3 protein-coding genes are annotated in these 3,237 nt (G+C 69.8%); 2 read left to right on the top strand and 1 reads right to left on the bottom strand.

What is annotated here, in order from left to right; all coding sequences use genetic code 11:
• Nucleotides 1–86: 86 nt before the first annotated feature.
• Complete coding sequence (locus ACRDP3_RS19255) at nucleotides 87–1,469, top strand: glycine--tRNA ligase (RefSeq protein WP_431518207.1); 1,383 nt, start codon at nucleotides 87–89, stop codon at nucleotides 1,467–1,469.
• Nucleotides 1,470–1,589: 120 nt separating this feature from the next.
• Nucleotides 1,590–2,726: a tRNA dihydrouridine synthase DusB gene (gene dusB / locus ACRDP3_RS19260; protein WP_431518208.1), complete on the top strand. Its 1,137-nt coding sequence runs from the start codon at nucleotides 1,590–1,592 to the stop codon at nucleotides 2,724–2,726.
• A 16-nt stretch (nucleotides 2,727–2,742) separates the two neighbouring features.
• On the opposite strand, the gene ACRDP3_RS19265 is transcribed toward dusB, so the two are convergent.
• Complete coding sequence (locus ACRDP3_RS19265; protein WP_431518209.1) at nucleotides 2,743–3,198, bottom strand: MarR family winged helix-turn-helix transcriptional regulator; 456 nt, start codon at nucleotides 3,196–3,198, stop codon at nucleotides 2,743–2,745.
• Nucleotides 3,199–3,237 lie beyond the last annotated feature (39 nt).

Below are 3,237 nucleotides of genomic sequence, written 5' to 3' on the forward strand. Positions count from 1 at the left end.
GCACCGATCGCCGGACCGATTTGATCCGGCCCCCTCCCCGCTCGGTAACCTGAAGTATTCCGTCCGCCGTTGATGAAGAGAGCACTGTGGCCGCCGACAAGATCGACACCATCGTCAGCCTGAGCAAGCGCCGTGGCTTCGTGTACCCGTGCAGTGAGATCTACGGCGGCCAGCGCGCCGCCTGGGACTACGGGCCGCTCGGCGTCGAGCTCAAGGAGAACATCAAGCGTCAGTGGTGGCGCTCCATGGTCACCTCGCGCGAAGACGTGGTCGGACTCGACTCGTCGGTGATCCTCGCGCCACAGGTGTGGGAGGCGTCGGGCCACGTCGCCACCTTCACCGATCCGCTGACCGAGTGCACCTCCTGCCACAAGCGGTACCGTGCCGACCACCTGGAAGAGGCGTACGAGGCCAAGCACGGGCGGCTGCCGGCCGAGGGCCTGGCCGACGTCAACTGCCCGCACTGCGGCAACAAGGGCGCCTTCACCGAGCCCAAGCAGTTCTCCGGGCTGCTCTCCACCCATCTCGGCCCGACGCAGGACGCGGGCTCGGTCGCCTACCTCCGGCCCGAGACCGCCCAGGGCATCTTCACCAACTTCGCCGCCGTGCAGCAGACCTCGCGCAAGAAGCCGCCGTTCGGCATCGCCCAGATGGGCAAGTCGTTCCGCAACGAGATCACGCCCGGCAACTTCATCTTCCGCACCCGCGAGTTCGAGCAGATGGAGATGGAGTTCTTCGTCAAGCCGGGCGAGGACGAGCAGTGGCACGAGTACTGGATGCAGCAGCGCTGGAACTGGTACACGGACCTCGGCATCCGCGAGGAGAACATCCGCTGGTTCGACCACCCCGCGGAGAAGCTCTCCCACTACTCGAAGCGCACCGCCGACATCGAGTACCGCTTCAACTTCGGCGGCAGCGAATTCTCCGAGCTCGAAGGCGTCGCCAACCGCACCGACTTCGACCTCACCGCCCACTCCAAGGCGTCCGGCCAGGACCTCTCCTACTTCGACCAGGAGGCAGGCGAGCGCTGGGTCCCGTACGTCATCGAGCCCGCGGCCGGTGTCAACCGCGCGATGCTCGCCTTCATGCTCGACGCCTACCTCGAGGACGAGGCGCCCAACGCCAAGGGCAAGCTGGAGAAGCGCACCGTGATGCGCCTCGACCCGCGGCTCGCCCCCGTCAAGGTCGCCGTGCTGCCCCTCTCCCGTAACGAGAAGCTGTCGCCCAAGGCCCGGGGCCTGGCGGAGGCGCTGCGCCGGAACTGGAACATCGAGTTCGACGACGCGGGCGCCATCGGGCGCCGCTACCGCCGCCAGGACGAGATCGGCACCCCCTTCTGCGTCACCGTCGACTTCGACACCCTCGACGACAACGCCGTAACGGTGCGCGAGCGCGACACGATGAAGCAGGAGCGCGTCTCCCTGGACCAGATCGAGGGCTACCTCGCGGGGCGGCTGCTCGGCTGCTGAGCCGTACGCGAGCCAGGGGCCGGTTCCGCCGCCGCGGCGGAACCGGCCCTTCGTGGATGCGGGACAAAGGGACACCCCCGAGCCACACCCGTACGCAACGTCCCGGAGGACGCCGCTCTGATGACCCAGCCGCTTCACATCGGTCCGCACGCCGTCCAGCCCCCCGTGGTGCTGGCGCCGATGGCGGGGATCACGAACGCGCCCTTCCGGACGCTGTGCCGGGAGTTCAGCGGCGGCAAGGGGCTGTTCGTCAGCGAGATGATCACGACGCGGGCGCTGGTCGAGCGGAACGCCAAGACCATGCAGCTCGTCCACTTCGACGACAGCGAGAAGCCGCGTTCGATCCAGCTGTACGGCGTGGACCCGGTCACCGTCGGCAAGGCGGCCCGCATGATCGCCGACGAGGACCTGGCCGACCACATCGACCTGAACTTCGGCTGCCCCGTGCCCAAGGTGACGCGCAAGGGCGGCGGATCCGCCCTGCCGTACAAGCGGCCGCTGCTGCGCGCCATCCTGCACGAGGCCGTCGGCAACGCGGGCGGCCTCCCGGTCACGATGAAGATGCGCAAGGGCATCGACGACGACCACCTGACCTACCTGGACGCGGGCCGCATCGCCGTCGACGAGGGCGTCACCGCGATCGCCCTGCACGGCCGCACGGCCGCCCAACACTACGGCGGCAGTGCCGACTGGGCCGCCATCGCCCGCCTGCGCGAAGCCGTGCCCGAGATCCCGGTGCTGGGCAACGGCGACATCTGGTCCGCCGAGGACGCGCTGCGGATGGTGCGGGAGACGGGCTGCGACGGTGTGGTCGTGGGGCGGGGGTGTCTGGGGCGGCCGTGGCTGTTCGGCGACCTGGTCGCCGCGTTCGAGGGCGCGGGCGCCGAGGCGTACGCGCGGCCCGCGTTCCGCGAGGTCGCCCGGGTGATGGTGCGGCACGCGACGCTGCTGGGGGAGTGGCTGGGCGACGAGACCCGCGGCGTGATCGACTTCCGCAAGCACGTGGCCTGGTACACCAAGGGGTTCTCGCTCGGTTCGGAGACCCGGAAGCGGCTGGCGGTGGCCTCCTCGGTGGCGGAGCTGAGGGACCTGCTGGACGGGCTGGACCTGGACCAGCCCTGGCCGCAGGACGCGGACGGGCCCCGCGGCCGCACCCACGGGCGTAACCGCGTGGCGCTGCCCGACGGCTGGCTGGAGGACCCGTACGACTGCGCCGGCATCGGCGCGGACGCTGAGCTGGACACCTCCGGCGGCTGACGGGCGGGCTGTGCCGTCAGTGGTGCCAGGCGTGGCCGCCGACGTTGTGGATCATGCGCTGCAGGACCTTGAGGGTGCGGATGTACTCCTCGTCCGTGATGCCGGCGTGGATCCGGGCACGCAGCGACCGCTGGACGGTCGCCAGTTCGGCCTGCAGTGCGGCCCCTTCGGCTGTGATCCGCAGCCGTTTGCTGTCGTCCTGGTCCGCCCAGCCCCGGGTGACGACGGTGTCCATCTCCGACTCCAGCAGCTGGCCCACGTCCAGGTAGCCGCCCAAAACGGCCGTCAGCTCCTCCCGTGTGCGGCCGTCCTCGCTGTCGACGAGCTGGGACAGCACCCACCACTGCGGTTGGCTGACACCGCGCTCCGCCAGGGCTTCGCGGATGTGGTCGACGACGGCCTTGTGAGCGGCCCAGCTCCAGTAGCCGATCGGCTGTCCGGGCAGTTCGGTGTCCGGGTGTGAGAACTCCATGGTTCGCCCCTCGTCTTCGTCAGCCGGGCGTTTCCCGGC

It is taken from the genome of Streptomyces sp. (assembly GCF_050698815.1).
Lineage (GTDB): Bacteria > Actinomycetota > Actinomycetes > Streptomycetales > Streptomycetaceae > Streptomyces.